The organism is Rahnella sp. AN3-3W3 (assembly GCF_003263545.1).
Classification (GTDB): domain Bacteria; phylum Pseudomonadota; class Gammaproteobacteria; order Enterobacterales; family Enterobacteriaceae; genus Rahnella; species Rahnella variigena.
This window is the reverse complement of sequence record NZ_JYDG01000043.1, coordinates 63,236-86,166: the sequence shown is the minus strand read 5'-3', so window position 1 is coordinate 86,166 and position 22,931 is coordinate 63,236. Positions and strand designations below refer to the sequence as shown.

At 51.9% G+C, this 22,931-nt stretch carries 19 protein-coding genes and 2 pseudogenes; 9 read left to right on the top strand and 12 right to left on the bottom strand.

The window, feature by feature from the left end; genetic code table 11:
* Positions 1-237, top strand: a 237-nt coding sequence (locus UC15_RS25965) for a hypothetical protein (protein ID WP_232829874.1), incomplete at its 5' end; no start/stop codon positions are given.
* Between the two features lie 21 nt (positions 238-258).
* On the opposite strand, the gene kdgT is transcribed toward UC15_RS25965, so the two are convergent.
* Positions 259-1,257 (bottom strand): 2-keto-3-deoxygluconate transporter, encoded by a 999-nt coding sequence (gene kdgT / locus UC15_RS13160; RefSeq protein WP_112288861.1) that lies wholly within the window; start codon positions 1,255-1,257, stop codon positions 259-261.
* Positions 1,258-1,517: 260 nt separating this feature from the next.
* Positions 1,518-2,183: a fructose-6-phosphate aldolase gene (gene fsa, locus UC15_RS13155; RefSeq protein WP_112288860.1), complete on the bottom strand. Its 666-nt coding sequence runs from the start codon at positions 2,181-2,183 to the stop codon at positions 1,518-1,520.
* Between the two features lie 145 nt (positions 2,184-2,328).
* Here fsa and UC15_RS13150 point away from each other — a divergent pair, with 145 nt between their 5' ends.
* The 3 genes from UC15_RS13150 to UC15_RS13140 are packed head-to-tail and all read left to right on the top strand — an operon-like array spanning position 2,329 to position 6,470.
* Positions 2,329-3,228 carry a glycyl-radical enzyme activating protein gene (locus UC15_RS13150; protein WP_112288859.1) on the top strand — a complete coding sequence of 300 codons (900 nt, stop codon included), beginning with the start codon at positions 2,329-2,331 and terminating at the stop codon, positions 3,226-3,228.
* 5 nt (positions 3,229-3,233) lie between these two features.
* Positions 3,234-5,666 (top strand): formate C-acetyltransferase/glycerol dehydratase family glycyl radical enzyme, encoded by a 2,433-nt coding sequence (locus tag UC15_RS13145; RefSeq protein WP_112288858.1) that lies wholly within the window; start codon positions 3,234-3,236, stop codon positions 5,664-5,666.
* 60 nt (positions 5,667-5,726) lie between these two features.
* Positions 5,727-6,470 (top strand): DNA-binding transcriptional regulator YciT, encoded by a 744-nt coding sequence (locus UC15_RS13140; protein ID WP_112288867.1) that lies wholly within the window; start codon positions 5,727-5,729, stop codon positions 6,468-6,470.
* A 32-nt stretch (positions 6,471-6,502) separates the two neighbouring features.
* Here the strand turns inward: UC15_RS13140 and araD are convergent, their stop codons facing one another.
* On the bottom strand, positions 6,503-7,198 hold the full coding sequence (araD, locus tag UC15_RS13135; RefSeq protein WP_112288857.1) for an L-ribulose-5-phosphate 4-epimerase: 696 nt from the start codon (positions 7,196-7,198) through the stop codon (positions 6,503-6,505).
* A 401-nt stretch (positions 7,199-7,599) separates the two neighbouring features.
* Here araD and osmB point away from each other — a divergent pair, with 401 nt between their 5' ends.
* Entirely contained in the window at positions 7,600-7,818 is a 219-nt protein-coding gene (gene osmB, locus UC15_RS13130) for an osmotically-inducible lipoprotein OsmB (RefSeq protein WP_056780657.1), read from the top strand.
* 118 nt (positions 7,819-7,936) lie between these two features.
* Here osmB and yciH read toward each other — a convergent pair whose 3' ends face one another.
* Together yciH and pyrF are read right to left on the bottom strand one after the other, a co-directional pair.
* Positions 7,937-8,266, bottom strand: coding sequence for a stress response translation initiation inhibitor YciH (gene yciH, locus UC15_RS13125; RefSeq protein WP_112288856.1), 330 nt, complete (start codon positions 8,264-8,266; stop codon positions 7,937-7,939).
* 11 nt (positions 8,267-8,277) lie between these two features.
* Positions 8,278-9,006 (bottom strand): orotidine-5'-phosphate decarboxylase, encoded by a 729-nt coding sequence (gene pyrF / locus UC15_RS13120; protein ID WP_112288855.1) that lies wholly within the window; start codon positions 9,004-9,006, stop codon positions 8,278-8,280.
* Between the two features lie 191 nt (positions 9,007-9,197).
* Here pyrF and UC15_RS13115 point away from each other — a divergent pair, with 191 nt between their 5' ends.
* Entirely contained in the window at positions 9,198-9,485 is a 288-nt protein-coding gene (locus UC15_RS13115; protein ID WP_112288854.1) for an Arc family DNA-binding protein, read from the top strand.
* 47 nt (positions 9,486-9,532) lie between these two features.
* On the opposite strand, the gene lapB is transcribed toward UC15_RS13115, so the two are convergent.
* From lapB to pgpB, 3 genes and pseudogenes are all read right to left on the bottom strand, one after another.
* Entirely contained in the window at positions 9,533-10,702 is a 1,170-nt protein-coding gene (lapB, locus tag UC15_RS13110; protein ID WP_112288853.1) for a lipopolysaccharide assembly protein LapB, read from the bottom strand.
* A gap of 6 nt (positions 10,703-10,708) precedes the next feature.
* Complete coding sequence (locus UC15_RS13105; RefSeq protein ID WP_095925116.1) at positions 10,709-11,020, bottom strand: LapA family protein; 312 nt, start codon at positions 11,018-11,020, stop codon at positions 10,709-10,711.
* Between the two features lie 273 nt (positions 11,021-11,293).
* Positions 11,294-12,048, bottom strand: a pseudogene (gene pgpB, locus UC15_RS13100) (phosphatidylglycerophosphatase B).
* 289 nt (positions 12,049-12,337) lie between these two features.
* On the opposite strand from pgpB, the gene ribA reads away from it, so the two are divergent.
* Complete coding sequence (gene ribA, locus UC15_RS13095) at positions 12,338-12,928, top strand: GTP cyclohydrolase II (RefSeq protein ID WP_095921676.1); 591 nt, start codon at positions 12,338-12,340, stop codon at positions 12,926-12,928.
* Between the two features lie 73 nt (positions 12,929-13,001).
* Here ribA and acnA read toward each other — a convergent pair whose 3' ends face one another.
* From acnA to topA, 3 genes and pseudogenes are all read right to left on the bottom strand, one after another.
* A complete protein-coding gene (gene acnA / locus UC15_RS13090; RefSeq protein ID WP_112288852.1) occupies positions 13,002-15,674 on the bottom strand; it encodes an aconitate hydratase AcnA in 2,673 nt (890 codons plus the stop codon).
* Between the two features lie 187 nt (positions 15,675-15,861).
* Entirely contained in the window at positions 15,862-16,836 is a 975-nt protein-coding gene (gene cysB / locus UC15_RS13085) for an HTH-type transcriptional regulator CysB (RefSeq protein WP_112288851.1), read from the bottom strand.
* Positions 16,837-17,310: 474 nt separating this feature from the next.
* Positions 17,311-19,907 (bottom strand): annotated as a pseudogene (gene topA, locus UC15_RS13080) (type I DNA topoisomerase).
* Positions 19,908-20,369: 462 nt separating this feature from the next.
* Here topA and UC15_RS13075 point away from each other — a divergent pair.
* Positions 20,370-20,621, top strand: a complete 252-nt coding sequence (locus UC15_RS13075; protein ID WP_112288850.1) for a YciN family protein — start codon at positions 20,370-20,372, stop codon at positions 20,619-20,621.
* Between the two features lie 137 nt (positions 20,622-20,758).
* Here UC15_RS13075 and sohB read toward each other — a convergent pair whose 3' ends face one another.
* A complete protein-coding gene (gene sohB, locus UC15_RS13070; RefSeq protein WP_112288849.1) occupies positions 20,759-21,802 on the bottom strand; it encodes a protease SohB in 1,044 nt (347 codons plus the stop codon).
* Between the two features lie 358 nt (positions 21,803-22,160).
* On the opposite strand from sohB, the gene UC15_RS13065 reads away from it, so the two are divergent.
* Positions 22,161-22,922 (top strand): YciK family oxidoreductase, encoded by a 762-nt coding sequence (locus UC15_RS13065; protein ID WP_112288848.1) that lies wholly within the window; start codon positions 22,161-22,163, stop codon positions 22,920-22,922.
* The last annotated feature ends 9 nt before the right edge of the window (positions 22,923-22,931 follow it).

Here is a 22,931-nt window from a genome sequence, read left to right as displayed (position 1 = left end):
GCGACAGGCTGGAAATCTTGCCGCTGCGCGGTGCCTTCATTTCGGGATTGCAGCCTTTGGTCTGCAACCTCTCACTCAGCAAGTTTTCTGAATCGCCCGCAGGATCTTAAATTCAAAACAAAAATCAAACTGCCATTGATTGAGAAGGTGTCGCAGGTTCCAAACTCACCATGCTTACTGGAACATAGCCAGCAAGCGGAGCGTCTGTTGAAAAAGCGAAACTATCACAGTCCATAACTAAGAGGCCATAACGCCCAGTTATTTGACACTTGCCATCGGCGGGTCCATTGCCACTTTGCCTTTCACTGCTTTGTTTTTCACTCTTCTTGACCACATCGCTGTCAGGATCGGCACCAGTATCGAGGTAACGATAACCGAAGTAGCGACCAGCGCAGTGGCGGCCGGGGCGATAGGTTTGAACTGCGGCACCATTTCGGCAATCAGTACCGGCGTCGCCACGGCGGCACCCGCGGAACTGGACGCGGCGATACCTGCGGTGCCATCACCGCCGCCGATAAATTTGTCGGCGAGGATCAGCGGGATACCGGTAATCACAATGACTGACACGCCCAGCAATATGCCTAACAGACCGGTTTGTGCGATGACGCTCAGGTTGATGGTGTTACCGAGGGCGAAGGCGAAGAACGGGATCAGCGTTTGTACCGCTTTGCTGAAGAATTCACGCAGTTCAGGATCCAGATTGCCTAAGCCAAAACCGACCAGGAATGGCAACACTGCGCCAACGAACACATGAGGTTCAAAGGACGCAATCCCTGCTGTGCCCAGGATGACCATCGTCATCAGCGGGCCGGATTCGAGAGACATCAGGACGAAAGCCCCCGCCTCTTCTTTGGTGCCGTATTGCTGCATTACTGAGGCATACAGGCCGCCGTTGGTCATGTCCATTGCGGCGACCAGCGCCAGTACCGAAAGCCCGGCGAAGAAGCCAAACTCCACGCCATTCTCCGGCATAAACCGTGATGCTATCGCCGCCACAACCCAGGCGACCGCGATTTTCGTGACCACCAGCGTGCCTGACTTACGCAACACGGTTCCGGTTGCGCTCAGTTTGATCGAGGCTCCCATGCAGAAGAACCACACTGCCAGAATCGGTACGGTGCCGGTCATCAGTCCGTTAGTGAAAGAGCCAAAATATTTGCCTGAGTCGGGCGCGAAGGTATGGCACAACGCACCAAGAAAGAGGGGTACTAACATCATTCCGCCAGGGATTTTTTCTATCGCTTGTTTAATGTGCATATTTTTTCACCTGATTAAGAGTAACGGACCACTGAATGCCGCTACGTTATCCATTTATCAGGTGTATAAAAGTGACTCGCCTCATAAATTGAAACGATGTTTCTATTTTTTAGATCGGTAGTTTTATTAATTTATTCCGTCAATATTTAATTTCGGAGCGCAATCACATTTTCAGATTTTTATTATTCAGAAGGTGCCTGTCAGAAAACAAAAAACCCGCAGCAGTTGCCTGTGCGGGTTCGGTATGGCGGGAATGAAAATCAACTGATTGACGTTGTTCCGAAGGCCTGGCGCCAGTCGGTATCAAATTTTTCGACGGCCGCCTGCACTGCGGGTGTATCGAGCAGTTGCTCAGCAACATCGACCGGCAGAGTGATTGACTGACAACCGGCCAGCAGACAATCCATCGCCTGGCGGGGCGTTCTGAAACTGGCCGCCAGCACTTTTGCATGTGGCGCATGAAGATTCAGCAGGGTCTGCAACTCCTTCACTACCGCAATACCATCACCGCCCTGCGCGTCCAGACGGTTGACGTAAGGCGCGACATATTCAGCCCCTGCCAGTGCCGATAATAACCCCTGACCCGCCCCATAAACGGCGGTGCCGAGGGTCGGGATATTCATCCCTTTCAGTTTTTTAATCGCGGCCAGACCTTCACGGGTTACGGGGACTTTTACCACTAAACCAGATACGCGCTGCGTCAGTAACAACGCTTCCGCTACCATCTGTTCAGCATCAGACGCCATCACCTGCGCGAATAATTTGCCATTACCGCCCAGCGCATCCCGCAACGCAGGTAACACTTCCCACAGCGATTTACCTTCTTTCGCCACAATGCTGGGATTTGTCGTCACCCCCTGCAACGGCAATATGCGTGAAAGACGTTTGACCGCAGCCACATCAGCAGTATCGAGATACAACTCCATAACCCTCTCCTTAAACATGTGAGCAAATGCAAAGTTCAGTGAGTGTACGCCTGCAAGCAGAAGATTTGTTGATCATCATCAAAATTACTTTCGAATGAAAGCGTGTAAATTACGAAAGAAGAAAAAGACACAAAGGAGTGTCGAGATGATTTTCAATGTGCAGCGTTATTCCACACATGATGGCCCCGGGATCCGCACGGTCGTGTTTCTTAAAGGCTGTTCGCTGGGATGCACCTGGTGCCAGAACCCGGAAAGTCGCTCCGCCAGCCACGATGTTTTGTTCGATACCCGCCTGTGCAGCACTGGCTGTGACTATTGCGCGCAGGTCTTCCCACATGCAGTCAGTGTTGAGGATGGCAGGATCCGCGTCCGACAGGAAAATTTTACTGCGGCAGATTTATGTCAGATAGAACAAGCCTGCCCTTCCGGTGCGCTGAGCGTGTGCGGAAGTGAGGCAGATGTCGATGAACTGATGCAGCAAATTTTACGTGATAAACCTTTTTATCAGCGTACCGGTGGCGGCATCACGCTTTCCGGTGGTGAGCCTTTTATGCAGCCGCAAACAGCACAAACGTTACTGCAACGCTGCAAACAGGAAGGTTTGCACACGGCGGTGGAAAGCTGTCTGCATGTGCCGTGGAAATACATTGAACCCTCACTCGGTGCGCTCGATCTGGTGCTGGCCGATTTAAAACATGTCGGGGATGCCCCCTTCAGACGCCTGACCGGCGGCTCGGTAAAACGCGTGATGGATAATTTTCGCCGTCTGGCCGCTGCGGGACAACGGCTTATCGTGCGCGTTCCGTTAATTCCCGATTTTAACGCTGACCGTGCGTCCATCCGGCAGATTGTGGATTTTGCCGCTGAAGAAACCGGCTGCGAAGCCATTCACTTTTTGCCGTATCACACACTTGGCATCAATAAATACGCCCTGCTCGGGCAACCTTATCTGGCTCCGCGCCAGCCGTTAAATGACCCTGACCTGCTGACGTTTGCCGAAGAATACGCCGCACAAAAAGGGCTATGTTCACAGTTAAGAGGATAAGAATAATGACCCAGCTGAATCTGAATACCCTTTCCGCCCGGATCCGCTCACACAAAGATGCCCTGATCCACATCGTAAAACCACCGGTCTGTACTGAACGCGCGCAGCATTACACGCAGATTTATCAGCAACATGCCGACAAGCCGCTGGCGGTGCGTCGCGCCCTGGCGCTGGCTGAACATCTGCGCCAGCGAACTATCTGGATCAAACATGATGAACTGATTGTCGGGAACCAGGCCAGTGAAGTTCGTGCCGCGCCGATTTTCCCGGAATACACCGTCGGCTGGATCGAAAGTGAAATCGATGCGCTGGCGGACCGGCCGGGTGCGGGTTTTGCCGTCAGCGAAGCCAACAAAAAAGTTCTGCATGAAATCTGCCCGTGGTGGCGTGGTCAGACGGTTCAGGACCGTTGCTACGGGATGTTTACGGACGAACAGAAAGCGCTGCTCGAAAGCGGGATCGTGAAAGCTGAAGGGAATATGACGTCAGGAGACGCGCATCTGGCGGTGAATTTCCCGCTGCTGCTGGAACTCGGGCTTGACGGTTTACGTCATAAAGTGGACGAACGCCGCAGCCGCATTCAGCTGACAGACTGGGAAGATCTGCACAAAGAACAGTTGCTGAAGGCCATTGATATCACCCTGACTGCCGTGAGCCATCATGTTCTTCGCTTCGCTGAGCTGGCGCGTGAAATGGCAATTTCTGAAACCCGCGAAAACCGCCGTGCGGAATTAGTGACCATGGCAGCGAACTGCGAAGTGATTGCCCACCGGCCACCCGAGAATTTCTGGCAGGCGTTGCAGTTATGCTATTTCATTCAGCTGATTCTGCAGATTGAATCCAACGGACATTCCGTTTCGTTCGGGCGTATGGATCAGTATCTGTATCCGTTCTACCGCCGTGATGTGGAGCTGGAACAGACGCTGGAACGCGGTCAGGCGATTGAGCTGCTGCAAAGCTGCTGGCTGAAACTGCTGGAAGTGAACAAAATTCGCTCCGGCACACACTCAAAAGCGTCGGCAGGCAGCCCGCTTTATCAGAACGTCACCATCGGCGGCCAGACTTTGCATCACGGCGTGGCGGCGGATGCGGTCAATCCACTCTCTTACGCGGTGCTGGAATCCTGCGGACAACTGCGTTCTACCCAGCCAAACCTCAGCGTGCGTTATCACGCCGGTATGAGTAATGATTTTCTTGACGCCTGCGTACAGGTGATCCGCTGCGGCTTTGGGATGCCTGCGTTCAACAACGATGAAATCGTCATTCCTGAATTCATTAAGCTGGGCGTCGAAAAGCAAGATGCTTATGATTATGCAGCCATTGGTTGTATCGAAACCGCGGTCGGCGGCAAATGGGGATACCGCTGCACCGGCATGAGTTTCATCAACTTTGCTCGTGTCATGCTGGCGGCGCTGGAACAAGGCAAAGACGCGAAAAGCCATACCCGTTTCCTTGCTCAGGAACGCGGTTTGTCGCAGGGTAATTTCGATAACTTCGAACAGGTTTTTGCGCAGTGGGATGAACAGATCCGTTATTACACCCGCAAATCAATCGAGATTGAATGCGTGGTCGATACGGTGCTGGAAGAAAACGCGCAGGATATTTTATGTTCCGCACTGGTCGACGACTGCATTGAACGCGGAAAAACCATCAAGCAAGGCGGCGCGAAATATGACTGGGTATCCGGTTTGCAGGTCGGTATCGCCAATCTGGGTAACAGTCTGGCGGCGGTGAAAAAGCTGGTCTTCGAACAGGGAACTATCGGTCAGCAGGAACTGGCTGAAGCGCTGGCTTCCGATTATGAAGGGCTGGATGGCGAGCGTCTTCGTCAACGCCTGATTAACGGCGCAGAGAAATATGGCAACGATCATGACGGCGTTGATAATCTGCTGGTGCGCGCCTATCAGTGTTATATCGACGAACTGTCGAATTATCACAATACCCGCTTCGGTCGCGGCCCGATTGGCGGCACGTATTATGCGGGCACATCGTCAATTTCCGCCAATGTGCCTTTCGGGGCAGCCACCACGGCAACGCCGGATGGTCGCAAAGCCTTTACCCCGCTGGCCGAAGGCGCAAGTCCGGCATCGGGTACCGATCATCTCGGTCCGACCGCCGTATTTAACTCGCTGGGCAAATTGCCGACTGAAGCAATTCTTGGAGGTGTATTGCTGAACCAGAAGCTCAATCCGGCATCACTTGAAAACGAAAATGACCGCCAGACGTTAATGCTGATGTTGCGGACTTTCTTCGAGGAACATCACGGCTGGCATGTTCAGTACAATATTGTTTCCCGCGAGACATTACTGAAAGCCCGTGAAGAGCCGCAGAACTATCGTGACCTTGTGGTTCGCGTGGCCGGATATTCCGCGTTCTTTACGGCCTTATCGCCGGAGGCTCAGGATGATATTATCGCCCGTACTGAACACTCACTTTAATGTTCTCAACTGATATTTCTTTTTTTGGGCGGTTCCGGCCGCCCTTACTTTCGGGCGATTATGAACGACAGACAACAAATTATTCTGCAATGGGTAAATGACAAACAACGTATCAGCGTCTCTGAGTTATCACAGATTTGTCAGGTTTCCGAAGTCACGATCCGCCATGATCTGACCCAGCTCGAGCAGCGCCATTATCTGCGCCGTGCCCACGGTTTTGCGGTCGCGATCCAGACTGATGACGTGGATACCCGCATGATGTCGAATTTTGCACAGAAACAGAAACTGGCAAGATTTGCTGCATCATTGATTCAGGACGGAGAAACTGTGTTTTTCGAAAGCGGCAGCAGTATCGCCCTGCTGGCACAATATCTTGCTGACAAAAAGAATCTGACTGTGATTACCGTCAGCAGTTATGTGGCATCATTATTGAAAAGTATGCCGTGTGACGTGGTTCTGCTGGGCGGAATGTATCAGAAAACCAGTCAGACCGTGGTCGGCCCGCTGACCAGACTGTGTCTGCAACAAATGAATTTCAGCAAGGCGTTTATGGGGATTGACGGCTTCACAGAGGCGACGGGTTTTACCGGTCGCGACATGCTGCGCGCCGATGTAGTCAATGCGGTGGTGGAGAAAGGGGCGGAAAATATCGTCCTGACCGATTCCTCTAAATTCGGCCAGATCAATCTCAATCCGCTCGGCCCTGTCAGCGCATTCAGCAGGGTGATCACTGACGATAAATTGTCACCCGAGTATCAGCAACTGCTTTCTGCGGCTGGCATTCAGGTCAGCCTTGTAGGCTGACCTTTGGCATCAAAAGGTTTACTGCCCGTAGTTTACTGCCCGTAATAAGCGTTTTTTCCATGCTTGCGAAGATAGTGCTTATCTAAAAGTTGCGGCTGCATATCCGGCAGCTGCGGCGATAACTGACGCGAAAAAATCCCCATATACGCGATTTCTTCCAGTACGACGGCGTTATGTACGGCGTTATCTGCGTCGGTTCCCCAGGTAAACGGTCCGTGTGAATGCACCAGAACCGCCGGGATATCCGCCGGTGACAGGTTTCTTTCCGCAAAGGTTTTGACGATCACTTCACCGGTTTCCCATTCGTAACGCCCTGCAATCTCCTCTTCCGTCATCCGGCGAGTGCAGGGAATATTGCCGTAGAAATAATCCGCATGAGTGGTGCCCCAGGCAGGAATGTCCAGACCGGCCTGCGACCAGATGGTCGCGTGGCGCGAATGCGTATGAACAATACCGCCCGCTTGCGGAAAATTGAGGTACAGCACCCGATGGGTATCGGTATCCGAAGACGGCTTTTTGCTGCCTTCTACGATTTTGCCGGTTTCCAGTTCCACCACCACCATGTCGTCCGCGCCCATGTGGTCGTATTCCACGCCCGATGGTTTAATCACGACCAGCCCGAGCGCACGGTCAACAGCGCTGACATTTCCCCAGGTAAAGGTCACCAGATTATGGCGCGGAAGTGCCAGGTTGGCCTCTAATACCTGCTCTTTAAGTTGTTTCAGCATCTTGGTTCCCTCATATTGCGATGCTTTATTGTCTGGGGTGCGGAGGTGTGCAGGTATGGGGCAAATCGCTAAAGAGTGCGTACAGATCTGCTGCAAACACAAAAGTGCCAGCCGGGCGAGATGAGGGATGAAATGTCACCGGCTTTAGTCTTTTGTGCTCCGGTGACGCTTTGCGCTGGTGAATTAAGATTATTCACCTAGTGAATGAATGGTGGTTTCACTATTTTAATTCAACGGATGCAAAAGTGCGTCCGGATGATACGAAATATAAATAAAGGTTCGGAACAGCCAAAAAATTTATTAGTAGTGTGAAGGATCACAAGGTGAATTTCGGTGATAACGCTGCAACTTACCTATACTTATAAATGATGCTGAACGTTAATCCTTTGAGGAAGATAACTATGATGCTCGTAAATAAACGCGTTGCCAGTATTGCACTGGTTCTGACTCTTGCGATGTCTGTTACCGCCTGCGGTAACTGGTCTAAACGTGACCGTAACACGGCAATTGGTGCCGGTGCCGGTGCACTGGGTGGTGCGGTTCTGACTGATGGCAGTACTTTAGGTACATTAGGTGGCGCAGCAGTCGGTGGTATTGTGGGTCATCAGGTCAGCAAATAAAAACAGAATCAAAAAACAGAAAGACGCTGCGCTGTCGACCGGCGCAGCATCTTGTTTATATCAGCCTTCTTTACATCAGCCTTCTTTACATAAGCTCAAGTACATTAGCTTAAGTACATCAGCCGCCAGCCAGCTTCACTTTCATTCCTTTCGCTTCCAGCAACTGTTTCAGCAGGTCACGTTTATCGCCCTGGATCTCAATCACGCCCTCTTTCACCGCCCCGCCGCATCCACATTTCTTTTTCAGTTCTGCCGCGAGTTTTTCCAGTGCTGCATCATCAAGATCAACGCCGGTGATCAGACACACGCCTTTGCCTTTACGACCGCTGGTCTGGCGCTGAATACGCACAATACCGTCACCTTTCGGGCGCGCGACGACGGCCTTCGGTTCATCAATCCTGCCGCTGTCGGTTGAATAGACCAGACGGCTGTTGTTGTCATTGCTCATACGACTCCCTCTTAACGCAGTGATGCGCGGATATCACGCAGGGTCTGCGCCGGATCGGCGGACTGCGTAATCGGACGGCCAATCACCATGTAATCCACACCGGCTGCCAGCGCTTCCTGCGGGGTCATGACGCGACGCTGGTCGTCAGCTTTACTGCCCGCCGGACGAATTCCCGGTGTCACCAGCTGGAATGCCTGCCCCAGCGCAGATTTAAAGCGCGTCGCTTCCTGAGCAGAACACACCACGCCGTCCAGGCCACAATCGCGGGTCAGACGCGCCAGACGCTCGGCGTAATCCGCTGGTGAAAGTGTAATGCCCAAATCCGCCAGGTCACTGCCTTCCATGCTGGTCAGCACGGTCACTGCAATCAGCAGCGGTGCATCTTTACCAAAGGGTGCCAGTGCTTCTCTGGCTGCGGTCATCATGCGCGCACCGCCGCTGGCGTGAACATTCACCATCCACACGCCCAGATCCGCCGCAGCGGCAACGGCACGTGCGGTAGTGTTAGGAATGTCGTGGAATTTCAAATCCAGAAAAACGTCAAAACCGCGGCTTTGCAAATCTTTGACCATCTGCGGACCAAAATGCGTGAACATCTCTTTGCCCACTTTCAGGCGGCAATCGCGGGGGTCAATCTTATCGGCAAACGCCAGCGCAGAGGCTTTGTCGGCATAGTCAAGTGCGACAACAATAGGTGATGTATTTAAGTCGTTGTTGTTAATGTTATTTTCAGACTTCATATCGTCAGCCTCTTGTGTGAATTCAAATCAGAAAGGGGAAATAATTTTTTTGCCGCCCGCATTTTACATGGCAAGACGCTGAATTCACAGCTACACATAATGTGACAGATTTATTAAATTTTTGTGAATCACTAGACGATGCAACAAGGCTGGCATAGCTTGTTACTTTTACTCTAAGGAAAGGCTGAAAAATGAGTGAGATAACAACCCTGACCGTCAAAATCCCGGTTGAATTAAAAGAACTGATCAAAAACGCCGCCGCTGACGCAGAACATTCATTAAGCGCAGAAGTGGCAGCACGTCTGGAGCAAAGTTTTAATCCTGCTGCACCAAAAAGCAAAAAGGCCGCCAAAGCGACCGAACACGAGATTGATAACCAGCATCTGGCGGAAGAAAGCGAACCTGCCTTGACCGCCAAAGAAATCAAGAAATTGCGTACCTTACTGAGCACACGTAAGACGAGCACCAAGAAGAAGTAACACTGAGAATCAGAACGAGACAGCCGGAGGGACAGCGAGTCAAAAGATCACTGTCCGTCCAGTCCTCTTATAGGCTTGATCGTGGCCCAGCCCCGGCATGACGGGCAATGCCAGTACAATGAATGCGCGGTGAAGCCGCATTTGTGGCAACGGTAACGCGGTTTGGTACGGATTTGCTCGCCTACCATGTCGCGCAGTAAGACCAGACTTTCCTTCGCACGTCCCTCTTCTGCATCCGCAAGATGGTAATCCATCAGGTGATGGAACACGCGCATCGTCGGATGGCGTTGCAGCTGACGGTTAATGTAGTTCTGCGCCGTCTCACGCCCTTCCTCATTATGAATGATTTCCGCCAGCATCAGCTCCGCAGCCGCACCGGTATTTTCATCCACACAACGTTTGAGGAACTCGGCCCAACCGAGAGTATCTTTCAGGTGCTGATAGCATTCCTGGAGCATCGGCAACGCTTCACTGACCAGCTCTTTATCCTGCTCCAGCACGCGCTGCAGGGCTTCTGTCGCTTTGCGGTATTCACCCTGCGCCAGCAAAATTCGCCCTTGCATGATAGAGACGCGGGCGCAGAGCTTATCCGCAGCAGCCGCTTTTTTCAGCAGCCCCATCGCTTTGTCAAAATCATCGGCAACGATCGCCTGTAAGGCCAGTTCGCACCAGAAATGCGCGATTTCTTTACGGCGATTTTCTTTACCCAGTTTGACCAGTCGCTCAGCCACGTCGATGGCATTTTGCCAGTCGCTGGTTGCCTGATGGATGATCAACAGTTGCTCAAGCGCAAACAGCTGGAAATCCTGCTCTTTAACCAGCTGATTGAACATGTCTTCGGCGCGGTCATAAAAACCGGCAGCCATGTAGTCACGTCCCAGTTGCTGGACGGCAAGCAGGCGTTGTTCGAAGGTCAGTGAGGCGCTTTCCATCAGTGACTGGTGGATGCGGATTGCGCGATCCACTTCGCCACGGGAGCGGAACAGGTTACCCAGAGTCAGGTGCGCTTCGACTGTACTGCTGTCCTCTTTTAACATCTCAAGGAACAGGTCGACCGCTTTGTCCTGCTGATTGGAAAGCAGGAAGTTAACCCCCGCTACGTATTCACGCGACAGGCGGTTAGCATTTTCCTGTTTATCCTGCTGAGAACTTCTGCGCCCCATGTACCAGCCATAGGCGGCCGCAACGGGCAACAACAGAAACAGCAGTTCTAACATAGAGGATTATTCCTTGCTGACATCATAAGATGCTGCTGGCGGCGTAACGACAGCCGCGGGCTCAATTTGTTGTTCAAGACGTTTGATTTTACGTTGCGCGCGCCCCAGTGACAGACGGACGCGAAGATAGAACAACCCGCAAATGACCCAGCCGAGGATAAAACCGGTGGCAAACAGCACGGCAAGTAGTGTGGAAACCCGATAGTCACCCTGCGCCAGCAAATAGTTAAAGGTCACAGTCTGATCGTTATGGGCACCCAGAGTGATAGAAATCACAACGATGACCAGCAAAAATAAAAAAATCAGCAGATATTTCACATTCGTTCCTGTAATGCCGGATGTTCCGGATGAATTATGCCAAAAACTCTCGTCCCGACCTAATAAGTTAGCATTTCCGAACAAAGCTGGGAAATATTGCAGCGGCTTTAAATGCAGTCTGTATCAACTTCGACCAATTTTGAAGACTATATCCGAAGTTGCGCATATCACTGCCATCAGGCCAATAAGAAGTATATGGGGATTCAGTACGGGGAATTAAAGGGGCGCGGCGAGCGCCCCTTTTGGTGACAAACACTTATCTGTTTTTTCCGGTCATTCGCGCTCACGAATTTCCTGATTTTCTGCCGGCGGTGGCGTCAGCGGGCCGACGTAACGTTCGGTCAGCCAGCAGGCCACCGTCACCAGTATCCAGCTGATCCCCACGGATGCCAGCAGGTCACGCGGCCAGTGCATACCCAGCATCAGGCGGCTGCCCATAACCACCACTGCCCACACCATCAGCACCGTGACCGTGTTGTAGTGCTTACGGCGCCATAACAGCCCGATACCTAACAAAGCCCAGGTAGCCGCAAACATGGTATGACCGGAAGGAAATGCGTATCCGGTATCGTTCTGCCAGCTTTTGTTCAGCCAGTGCGGGATTTGCACGTTATCACCCAACACTTCTTTCACCTGAGCGCTGCGCACTTTCCTTTTCTGGGCGTAAAAATCCTCAACGTCCATATGATGGTCAGTGCCCAGCCACGCCACATAGGGCCTCGGCTCACGGACTTCCCCCTTGATGTAATCTTTCGCATACTGCCCGACCAGCAGAGAGGCGATGATAATCAGGCCCAGTCCGATGGCGGGTTTAAGCCGAAAACGCAGACACCACAAAAACCAACCACAAAGGATCACTGTGGTGATGATTCCCCACGCTGACTCACGGTTTCAGTGACCCAGTACAACGGGCGCAACACGGCCGGATTTCCTCCCGGCACCCAGAGCCAGCCGCTTATCCATACCGCTGCGGGCATCAGCATTAAAATTACAGCCCCGAGAGCGGTGCGTTTGGCGATATCAAACATAGTTGTCCTTTCCGTCAGTCGTAAAAGAATTGGAGTGTAGCAACGTTGTCACTGCATCACATTCTCAATGCTTCGATTGTTGAGGATGCAGTTATAATTCATATCTTATTAACTAATCGTTCAAATATTCCCGCTAAAATGAACAGCAAACTGTGGCAAAATGGTGCCCTGTCATGATGGAAAGGCACCGATTCCCTATCCACAGGCCGCATCTGAACGTAGGATGCGCATCAACAAGTAAAATACTCACTGTGAATCAAGACTATTTGTGGTTTTTTTGGAGCGTAAAATGCAGCTGAAACGGGTGGCAGAAGCCAATCTGCCAACACCTTGGGGCGATTTCCTGATGGTGGGTTTTGAAGAATTGGCCACCGGGCACGACCACCTGGCGTTAGTTTTTGGTGACATCAGCGGTGAAACACCCGTTCTTGCGCGAGTTCACTCTGAATGTCTGACCGGTGATGCTTTATTCAGCCTGCGCTGTGACTGTGGTTTTCAGCTCGAAGCAGCACTGAATCACATTGCTGAGGAAGGCCGCGGTATCCTGATGTATCACCGTCAGGAAGGCCGTAACATCGGCTTGCTCAATAAAATCCGTGCTTATGCGCTGCAGGACAAAGGCTACGACACCGTCGAAGCCAACCACCAGCTCGGGTTTGCCGCTGACGAGCGTGACTTCACGCTGTGTGCGGACATGTTCAAACTGCTCGGCGTGGATTCCGTTCGTCTGCTGACCAACAATCCGAAGAAAGTCGAAATTCTGACTGAAGCCGGGATCCATATTACCGAACGCGTCCCGTTGATCGTGGGCCGTAATCCGGAAAACGAGCGCTACCTGTCGACCAAAGCAGCCAAAATGGGTCACCTGCTCGATAAGTAACGGCTATATAGTCCGATGAAAATATTAAGGGCACCTTAAGAAGGTGCCCTTTTTTATGGCAGAAGGTCAGGTATTACAGCATTTTGCGGATCACATAATGCAGAATGCCGCCGTTCTGGAAGTACGTCAGCTCATTGCCGGTATCAATACGACAGCGGGCATCGACCGTTTCTTTATGCCCGTCGGCATAAACGATATGCACCGCGACGTCCTGCCCCAGCGTCAGGGTTTGTAATCCGCTGACACTAATCTGCTCGTCGCCGGTCAGTTTCAGCGTTTTACGGGTCACACCCTGCGGGAATTCGAGCGGTAGAATCCCCATCCCGATCAGATTCGAACGGTGAATACGTTCGAAAGATTCGGCGATAACGACGCGCACGCCAAGAAGACGCGGTCCCTTTGCTGCCCAGTCACGGCTTGAACCCGAACCGTATTCTTTACCCGCAATCACCGCCGTCGGCACACTTTCATGCTGATAACGCATCGCGGCATCGTAAATCGCCAGCTGATCCTGCGAAGGAATATGACGGGTATAACCGCCCTCCACACCCGGCACCATTTCGTTTTTGATACGGATGTTGGCGAATGTACCGCGCATCATGACTTCATGGTTACCACGGCGTGAACCATAAGAGTTAAAGGCTTTTGGTTCGACACCATGCTGTTTGAGATACAGCCCCGCCGGGCTTTCCGCCTTAATATTACCGGCTGGTGAAATGTGGTCGGTAGTGACGGAGTCCGCCAGAATCGCCAGAATACGGGCATCTTTGATGTCTTCGAGCGCATCCGGTTCGGCTTTCATATCACTGAAGAACGGCGGATGGCGGATGTAAGTGGAATCTTCCTGCCAGGTGTAGGTCGGCGTGCCGTCAACCTGAATCGCCTGCCAGCTGGCATCTCCGTTGAAGACTTCGGCATATTCTTTGTGGAACATTTCCGTCGTCACCTGCCCGACCGCATTGGCAATGTCATTAGCAGAAGGCCAGATATCTTTCAGATACACCGGCTTGCCGTCTTTGTCCTCGCCGAGCGCATCGGTCGTCAGATCGACATTCATATTCCCCGCCAGCGCGTAAGCCACCACCAGCGGCGGTGAAGCCAGCCAGTTGGTTTTAATCAGCGGATGAATACGCCCTTCGAAGTTACGGTTACCGGAAAGAACCGCACCGACCGTCAGATCACCGGCTTTAATCGCCGATTCAACCGGTTCTGGCAACGGCCCGGAGTTACCGATACAGGTTGTACATCCGTAACCCACCAGATTAAATCCGAGTTGTTCCAGATACGGCATCAGACCGGCGGCATTAAGATAATCGGTCACCACTTTAGAACCCGGCGCCAGCGAGGTTTTCACCCACGGCTTACTGGTGAGACCTTTTTCAGCAGCATTTTTGGCCAGCAAACCGGCCGCCATCAGCACGCTCGGGTTCGAGGTGTTGGTACAAGAGGTGATGGCGGCAATCACCACCGCGCCGGTGGTCAGGGCATAATGCTGCCCGTCCAGCGTGAACGTCTCTTTATCGCTGCGCCCCGCTTTGCTGTTGCCCAGCTCCAGTTCCGTCGCCGCTTTAAACGCTTTGGGAACGTTGGGCAGTGCCACGCGATCCTGCGGTCGTTTCGGCCCGGCCAGACTCGGCTCGACTTCACCCATATCCAGCGCCAGCGTACTCGTAAACACCGGCTCATCACCGGCATTACGCCACAAGCCCTGAACCTGAGAATAGGCCTTCACCAGTTCGATTTGCTCGTCGCTGCGGCCACTGAGTTTCATATAACTCAGGGTGACGTCATCCACCGGGAAGAATCCGCAGGTGGCACCGAATTCCGGCGACATATTGGCAATGGTGGCGCGGTCGGCCAGTGGTAAGTCAGCCAGTCCGTCACCGTAGAATTCGACAAATTTGCCCACCACGCCGTGTTTGCGCAGCATCTGCGTGACCGTTAACACCAGGTCAGTCGCGGTGATGCCTTCGCGTAATTTACCGGTGAGTTTGAACCCGACAACATCCGGGATCAGCATGGAAACCGGTTGTCCGAGCATGGCCGCTTCGGCTTCGATACCGCCGCAGCCCCAGCCTAAAATACCCAACCCGTTGATCATGGTGGTGTGCGAATCGGTGCCGACCAGTGTGTCGGGATAGGCGACCGTTTTGCCATCCTGTTCTTCATACCAGACCGTTTGCCCGAGGTACTCAAGGTTGACCTGATGACAGATACCAGTGCCGGGCGGAACCACGCGGAAACGGTTGAAGGCTTTTTGTCCCCAGCGCAGGAACTGGTAGCGCTCGTTATTACGCTCCATTTCAAGGCGGACGTTTTCATCAAAGGCCTGATCATCACCAAATTCATCGACCGTTACGGAGTGGTCGATAACCAGATCTACAGGCGATAACGGGTTTACCTGTTCGACGTTACCGCCAAGCCGTTTGACCGCCTGACGCATTGCCGCCAGATCGACCACGGCGGGTACACCGGTGAAGTCCTGCATCAGAACGCGCGCCGGGCGGTAAGCAATTTCCCTGTCCGCATGGCCGGTTTTCTGCCAGCTGACCAGTTCCTGTAAATCACTTTCCGTGACTGTGTCGCCATCGACATGGCGCAGCAGATTTTCGAGTAACACTTTGAGGGATTTAGGCAGGCGCTGGATATCACCCAGCGTTTTGGCTGCGAGTGGCAGGCTGTAGTAGTGGAACTCCTTGTTCTGGACCGCCAGCTTATCCAGACTGTTCTTGCGAATAGACGACATAGCTTCTCCTTTAGCGCTCAGCGTGGCCTTAAGGAATAACCCGCTGGCTTATAAGTGCATAGTTAAAGATAACACAAATAATTGTTAACATTCCGATAACAGCTCAAAGTGTTCAACAGACAAAAAAAAATCCCGCAGCATCATCAGAGGCGGCGGGACTGGCGGTCAGCAAAGAAAATGTTGCGGTTTATTTCACCGGCAATTTGATGTCTTTAAACATCTCTTCAATATCTTCGTTGGATCGCAAGGAAATGGCGGAATCCACTACATCACGCGTCAGATGCGGCGCAAAGCGCTGGATAAAATCGTACATGTAACTGCGCAGGAACGTACTGCGGCGGAAACCGATTTTAGTGGTGCTGTAGGTGAAGATATCGCGCGCATCGACGGTGACCAGATCCGGATCTTGCACCGGATCCACCGCCATACTGGCGATCACCCCGACGCCGAGCCCCAGACGTACATAAGTTTTGATCACGTCGGCATCGGTGGCAGTGAAAACAATGCGTGGCGTCAGACCGGCGCGGTTAAACGCGGTATCCAGTTCGGAGCGGCCGGTAAAGCCGAAGGTATACGTGACGATAGGATAAGCGGCCAGTTCTTCGATGGTGACTTTCTCTTTGCCCGCCAGCGGATGATCCGGCTGAACCACGACCGCACGGTTCCAGTGGTAACAAGGCAACATCACCAGGTCATCATAAAGATGCAAGGCTTCGGTGGCGATAGCGAAATCCGCATTACCTTTGGAAACGGCTTCAGCAATCTGAGTCGGAGAACCCTGATGCATATGCAGCGAAACGCGCGGGTAACGCTCGATAAAGCCTTTAATCACATTCGGCAGGGCATAACGTGCCTGCGTGTGCGTGGTCGCCACATACAACGACCCTTTGTCCGGGTAGGTGTGCTCGCCAGCCACGGCTTTGATGGCATCCACTTTAGACAAGACTTCACGGGCAATACGGATAATTTCCTGCCCGGCGGGAGTCACCTGCGTGAGATGTTTGCCACTGCGCGAAAAAATCTGGATCCCCAGTTCATCTTCCAGCATGCGAACCTGTTTACTGATACCCGGCTGCGACGTGTACAGGCCTTCTGCCGTCGAACTGACGTTCAGATTGTGATTAACAACCTCTACGATGTAGCGCAGTTGCTGCAATTTCATATCTCATACCACCCTGGTTTCAAACCCTGTCGCCATCCCTGTTCATCCGTTGGCTGAACAGTCTGGAAATGATTTTTTTATCGACTACCGGAAGTCTGTGAACGCACCGTTTTTATGCCCCAGACGCATTAACTTATTACTTAAGTGCATAAGAATAAATTTTATATAACAATTATATCAATTATTAACGTCATGTATACCCGAAGAACATAACGATAATCGTGGTCTGTCGCAGACTGATAATAAAAATACACAGAACTCAGCGATGATAGATCTTAATGCAATAAAAAAACCAGCCCGGAGGACTGGTTTTTTACAACTGCGCAACAGGATGCAGTCATTCGGTTATCGCCTAAATAATTCAAGTCGCAGCAAGGCGGCAAACACTTGCATCCCCTGTCACAGGGCTAACCCTGTGACAGGGGTGACTGAGCGCAGCCAATGCATCGGCACGTTGAATTATGACGGCGATAATTATTTTTTGCCTTCGACCCATTTACCATCAACAAAGAACGCCGTCCAGCCAGTGGCTTTACCGTCTTTCTCAGAGGATACGTACTGCTGCTTAGTCTTGCGGCTGAAACGTACCATCGATTTATTACCTTCCGGGTCAGCGACTGGCGCATCGGCCAGATAGCTCAGTTTTTCCGGCAGACGATCTTTAAAGCGTTTCAGTTCTTCCACCAGCGGTGCGCGGGTTTCGCGCGATTTAGGGAAAGTATTGGCCGCCAGGAAGACCCCTGCCGCACCATCACGCAGAACGAAATAGGCGTCTGATTTCTCACACGGCAATTCTGGCAATGGAACCGGATCTTCTTTCGGCGGTGCAACGTCACCGTTACGTAAGATCTTACGGGTGTTTTTACACTCGTCGTTGGTACAGCCCATGTACTTACCGAAACGCCCCATTTTCAGGTGCATCTCAGAACCACATTTCTCGCACTCAACGATCGGGCCGTCATAGCCCTTAATGCGGAACTCGCCCTGCTCGATTTCGTAGCCATCACATTCCGGGTTATTACCGCAGACATGCAATTTACGCTGATTGTCGATGAGATAGCTGTCCATCGCCGTGCCGCATTTGCCGCAACGACGTTTCGCACGCAGCGCATTGGCTTCGGCTTCGTCGCCTTCCAGAATGTTGAGCACTTCGGCATCAGCAATCAGGTTGATGGTGGTTTTGCAGCGCTCTTTCGGCGGCAACGCATAACCGGAACAACCCAGGAAGACGCCGGTGCTGGCGGTGCGGATCCCCATCGGACGGCCACAGGTCGGCATTCGATGCTGGTCAGTACCATCTGATTAGGGCGCATACCGCCTTCCTCAGGATCTTTCTCGGCGGTTTCTAACTGCTGGCTGAATTCACTGAAGAATTCATCGAGAACCGCTTTCCATTCCGCCTTGTTATTAGCGACCTGATCCAGCCCGTCTTCCATGCGTGCGGTGAAATCGTAGTTCATCAGTTCGCGGAAGTTTTCTTCCAGACGATCGGTGACGATTTCGCCCATTTTCTCGGCATAGAAACGACGGTTTTCAACGTGTACGTAACCGCGATCCTGAATGGTCGAAATGATCGACGCATAAGTAGACGGACGGCCAATGCCACGTTTTTCCAGCTCTTTAACCAGTGATGCTTCGCTGAAACGCGCAGGCGGCTTGGTGAAGTGCTGAGTTGGCAGCAGTTGTTGCAGCTCCAGTTCAGTGCCCACTTCAATCGCCGGTAAGGTTCTGTCTTCGTCGCCTTTACGCAACGCAGGCATCACTTTGGTCCAGCCATCAAAACGCAGCGTACGGCCTTTGGCACGCAGGGAATAATCACCGGCTTTAACCGTCAGCGTGGTGGAATCGTACTGAGCTGGTGTCATCTGACACGCCACAAACTGGCGCCAGATCAACTGATACAGGCGCTGTGCATCCGCTTCCATATCTTTCAGCTGTTCGGAAACAACGGCCACATCAGAAGGACGAATCGCTTCGTGCGCTTCCTGAGAGTTCTCTTTGTTGCTGTACTGCAGCGGGGCTTTCGGCAGGTATTTATCGCCGAAATTCTCGCCAATATAGCCGCGTACCATTTCCACCGCGTCCTGGCTCAGGTTGGTGGAGTCAGTACGCATATAGGTAATGTGACCGGCTTCGTACAGACGCTGGGCCATCATCATGGTTTTCTTCACACCGAAGCTCAGACGCGTACTGGCAGCCTGTTGCAACGTAGAAGTAATGAACGGCGCACCCGGTTTGCTGCTGGTCGGTTTGTCTTCACGATCAACCACGGTGTAGCGCGCTTTCTCAAGCAGCGAAACGGCTGCGTGAGTCTGTTCCTTATTCACCGGCTTAAACGGTTTTTCCAGGTGATGCGTGACTTCCATTTGCAGGGCGGTTTCTTTCTTCGCCAGCAAATCTGCATGCAATTCCCAGTATTCTTCCGGCACGAACGCTTTGATTTCTTTCTCGCGTTCCACGACCAGACGCACTGCCACGGACTGAACACGGCCAGCGGATAAACCACGGGCAATTTTCTTCCACAGCAGCGGGGACACCATGTAACCCACCACGCGGTCCATAAAGCGACGCGCCTGCTGAGCATTAACACGATCAATATTCAGTTCGCCGGGTTCTTTGAAGGCATTCTGAATCGCGTTTTTGGTAATTTCGTTAAATACCACGCGGCTGAAACGTTTTTCATCACCGCCAATCACTTCCCGCAAATGCCAGGCAATCGCCTCTCCTTCGCGGTCAAGGTCGGTTGCGAGATAGATGTGGTCAGCTTTTTCCGCTAACGCTTTTAACTCAGCAACAACCTTTTCTTTACCGGGAAGTATTTCGTATTGAGCAGTCCAGCCATGAAACGGATCGACGCCCATGCGATTAACCAGCGCAGTTTTCTCATCCTTTTTTACTTTTTTCTTTGTTTTTTCTTCGGTTGAGACGGCGGTTTTTTTAGCAGCGGATCCACTGGTCGGTAAATCACGGATATGACCGACGCTGGACTTAACCACGTAGTCATTTCCTAAATATTTATTAATCGTTTTGGCTTTTGCCGGGGACTCAACTATTACGAGAGCTTTGCCCATAATTACCTTTACCTGAATGATTCTTCATCAACTGAAGAAGATTTTGTCTAGTTATGCCGCGGCACAATATCACGTCTTTTTTTATATTGCGGCAGTGAGTCAGAACGTCAACTCATTTCTTTAAAAGAAGGAGCGAACTGACTTCCAGAGGTTCAAAACACTGATTCTGCAAGGGATTAACCAGACAGGGCTCAGCAGAATGCGCCCATTTTTATGTCAAATAATGACCAAGCGTAAACAAAACATTCCACCTGAAGCCACAAAATCCCACACTCTACCTGATTAAAATCGTCACGCAAACTAATTAACACGTAAACGCTCTTTTCGCCAATCCGTGCAAACTCTTGACTGTTTAGTACAAATAACAATCAACCGTTCAGGTGGATTACCCACAGCAGATTTGCGGTTTTCTCCGTCGCGGGATTACAATAACGTCAGCAATTATAGTGGGGAGTAAATATCATGCACGAAAATACATCGGCAATTAGTCGCGAAGCTTTACTGGTCGAGGCGAATAAGGTTATCCGTGAGCACGAAGATTACATGCACGGAATGCTGGCGACAGACGTTGAGCAGAAAGGCAATGTGCTGGTTTTCCGCGGGGAGTTTTTCATGGATGACGACGGTTTACCGACCAGAAAAACCACGGCGGTATTTAATATGTTTAAACATCTGGCGCATCTTTTTTCAGAAAAATACCATCTCGTCGATTAAGCGTAAAAAAAGACTAATAAAGGTAAGCGTTACCGATTATCTCTTGCAGTAAATCGGGACAATAAAAAAGGGACAATAATGTCCCTTTTTGCTTTTAATGCTCAGCAACAACCATTAACGTTCTGCCCGTTCAGGCGTTACAGTAACGGCTTCTGACTGCGCTGCAACCAGCGCAGAAACAGGCGATCGGCGCTTTCTGCCGCACTGCCGGTAAACCGGTCCATCATGCGTTTACGGCGGCTGTAACGCACCGCGATCACTTCATGATTTTTCATTTCAGCAATCAGTAAATCATCACTGGTACCGATCGCGTCAATCAGACCATTTTCTCGTGCCTGCGTACCGAACCAGTGTTCGCCGGTCGCTACCGCATTAATGTCCAGTGAAGGACGGTTCTGATGCACGAATTCCTTGAATAGCACATGCGTTTCGTTCAGGTCTTCACGGAATTTCTCGCGCCCTTCCTCGGTGTTTTCACCCAGCAACGTCAGCGTCCGTTTGAACTCACCCGCCGTATGCAACTCAATATCAATGTCGTTCTTTTTCAGCAAACGGTTGAAGTTAGGGATTTGCGCCACAACACCGATGGAACCGATGATGGCAAACGGCGCGGCAACGATTCTGTCCGCCACGCACGCCATCATATAACCGCCGCTGGCGGCTACTTTATCCACGGCAACGGTCAGGCGGATCCCGCTCTGACGCAGGCGAACCAGTTGTGAGGCCGCAAGGCCATAGCCGTGTACCACCCCGCCCGGACTTTCGAGGCGCAGCAGCACTTCGTCTTCCGGTGTCGCCACCGCCAGAACCGCCGAAATTTCTTCACGCAGCGACGTGACTTCGTGGGCATCCATACTGCCTTTAAAATCGAGCACATACAGGCACGGTTTGCTTTTCGAGCCACCGGTTTTTGCCTGCAGTTTTTTCTGTTTGGCTTCCGCTTTGTCTTTATTCTTCAGTTCCTTGCTGCGAATTTTCAGCTCGGCAGGATTCATACGCGCACTGCGCATTTCACGTTGCATTTCGCGGTACTGTTCGCCTAAGTCGATCAGCTGTAACTCACCTTTGCTGTGAGATTTACGGTGACGAAGGCCAATCACCAGAATGATCAGTGCGCCGATGGCGATCACTACGGTCACAACTTTGGCCAAAAACAGCCCATAAAGAGAAAGTAAATCCACAAAACCGCCTTATCTATGTGGTCATAAAACCGTGGTCAGAAAGATGTTGAACATTCTAGACAATCGTCGCTGCGGCGTCTTGTTTGAATATGACATTGTCAATCGTACGTAAAACTGAGTGCGTCAGTGTTCCAATTTTGTTACAAAAGAACTGTCCGTTTTTAGGTTAATCATTGAAACTCATGCCCATTTGAGGCATACAAGCGGTGATCACTGCCAAAACACCCCAAATTTTCGCCAAATGTCGGATCCCGGTTGAGCGCAATTTCTCCCGTTCCCGGCATTTTTGATATTAAGTGCGCCAGATGTGATGACGGCCATTTGCCGCCACATCGCACCCTGTTTAAGAGGACTGACTGTGCATTACCATCCTAAATCTGATTTGCTCAATAACCGCATTATTCTCATTACCGGCGCTGGCGACGGCATTGGTCGCGAAGCCGCCCTGACCTACGCCCGCTTCGGCGCGCAGCTGATTTTGCTGGGTCGCACTGAGAGCAAACTGGCCAGCGTGCAGCAGGAAATTGCGGCAAGAAACCTGCGCCCGGCTTTTATTTATGCACTGGATTTACTGACCGCCAGCCAGCAGGATTGCCAGCGCGTTGCCGATCAAATCGCGCAATGGGTACCGCATCTCGACGGCGTTTTGCACAATGCAGGCTTGCTGACTGAGATTATGCCGATGGCCGAAATTCAGTTGCAGGACTGGATGAACGTGATGCAGGTTAACGTGAATGCAACCTTTATGCTGACGCAGGCGTTACTGCCGCTGATGCTGAAATCCGCCAGCTCTTCTCTGGTCTTCACCACCTCCAGCGTGGGACGCGAAGGTCGCAGCGGCTGGGGTGCCTACGCCGTGTCCAAATTCGCCACCGAAGGCATGATGCAGGTGCTGGCTGAAGAACATAAGCATACCGGTTTGCGCGTCAACTGCATCAATCCGGGCGGTACGCGCACCAGCATGCGTGCCTCGGCGTTCCCCGATGAAAACAAAGATAAACTCAAAACACCGGCCGACATCATGCCGTTGTATCTTTACCTGATGGGCGATGACAGCCGCCGTAAAACCGGTATCAGTTTTGATGCCCAGCCGGGGCGTAAAGCCGGTCCGGCAGAATAATCACGGAGC

What these genes read in the sequence shown, in the direction of transcription:
- UC15_RS13145 (WP_112288858.1), top strand. Translation starts at nt 3,234, where the DNA reads ATGACCCAGCTGAATCTGAATACCCTTTCCGCCCGGATCCGCTCACAC.
- araD (WP_112288857.1), bottom strand. Translation starts at nt 7,198, where the DNA reads ATGCTGAAACAACTTAAAGAGCAGGTATTAGAGGCCAACCTGGCACTT.
- yciH (WP_112288856.1), bottom strand. Translation starts at nt 8,266, where the DNA reads ATGAGCAATGACAACAACAGCCGTCTGGTCTATTCAACCGACAGCGGC.
- UC15_RS13150 (WP_112288859.1), top strand. Translation starts at nt 2,329, where the DNA reads ATGATTTTCAATGTGCAGCGTTATTCCACACATGATGGCCCCGGGATC.
- lapB (WP_112288853.1), bottom strand. Translation starts at nt 10,702, where the DNA reads ATGTTAGAACTGCTGTTTCTGTTGTTGCCCGTTGCGGCCGCCTATGGC.
- cysB (WP_112288851.1), bottom strand. Translation starts at nt 16,836, where the DNA reads ATGAAATTGCAGCAACTGCGCTACATCGTAGAGGTTGTTAATCACAAT.
- fsa (WP_112288860.1), bottom strand. Translation starts at nt 2,183, where the DNA reads ATGGAGTTGTATCTCGATACTGCTGATGTGGCTGCGGTCAAACGTCTT.
- UC15_RS13140 (WP_112288867.1), top strand. Translation starts at nt 5,727, where the DNA reads ATGAACGACAGACAACAAATTATTCTGCAATGGGTAAATGACAAACAA.
- acnA (WP_112288852.1), bottom strand. Translation starts at nt 15,674, where the DNA reads ATGTCGTCTATTCGCAAGAACAGTCTGGATAAGCTGGCGGTCCAGAAC.
- osmB (WP_056780657.1), top strand. Translation starts at nt 7,600, where the DNA reads ATGATGCTCGTAAATAAACGCGTTGCCAGTATTGCACTGGTTCTGACT.
- kdgT (WP_112288861.1), bottom strand. Translation starts at nt 1,257, where the DNA reads ATGCACATTAAACAAGCGATAGAAAAAATCCCTGGCGGAATGATGTTA.
- pyrF (WP_112288855.1), bottom strand. Translation starts at nt 9,006, where the DNA reads ATGAAGTCTGAAAATAACATTAACAACAACGACTTAAATACATCACCT.
- UC15_RS13075 (WP_112288850.1), top strand. Translation starts at nt 20,370, where the DNA reads ATGCACGAAAATACATCGGCAATTAGTCGCGAAGCTTTACTGGTCGAG.
- ribA (WP_095921676.1), top strand. Translation starts at nt 12,338, where the DNA reads ATGCAGCTGAAACGGGTGGCAGAAGCCAATCTGCCAACACCTTGGGGC.
- UC15_RS13115 (WP_112288854.1), top strand. Translation starts at nt 9,198, where the DNA reads ATGAGTGAGATAACAACCCTGACCGTCAAAATCCCGGTTGAATTAAAA.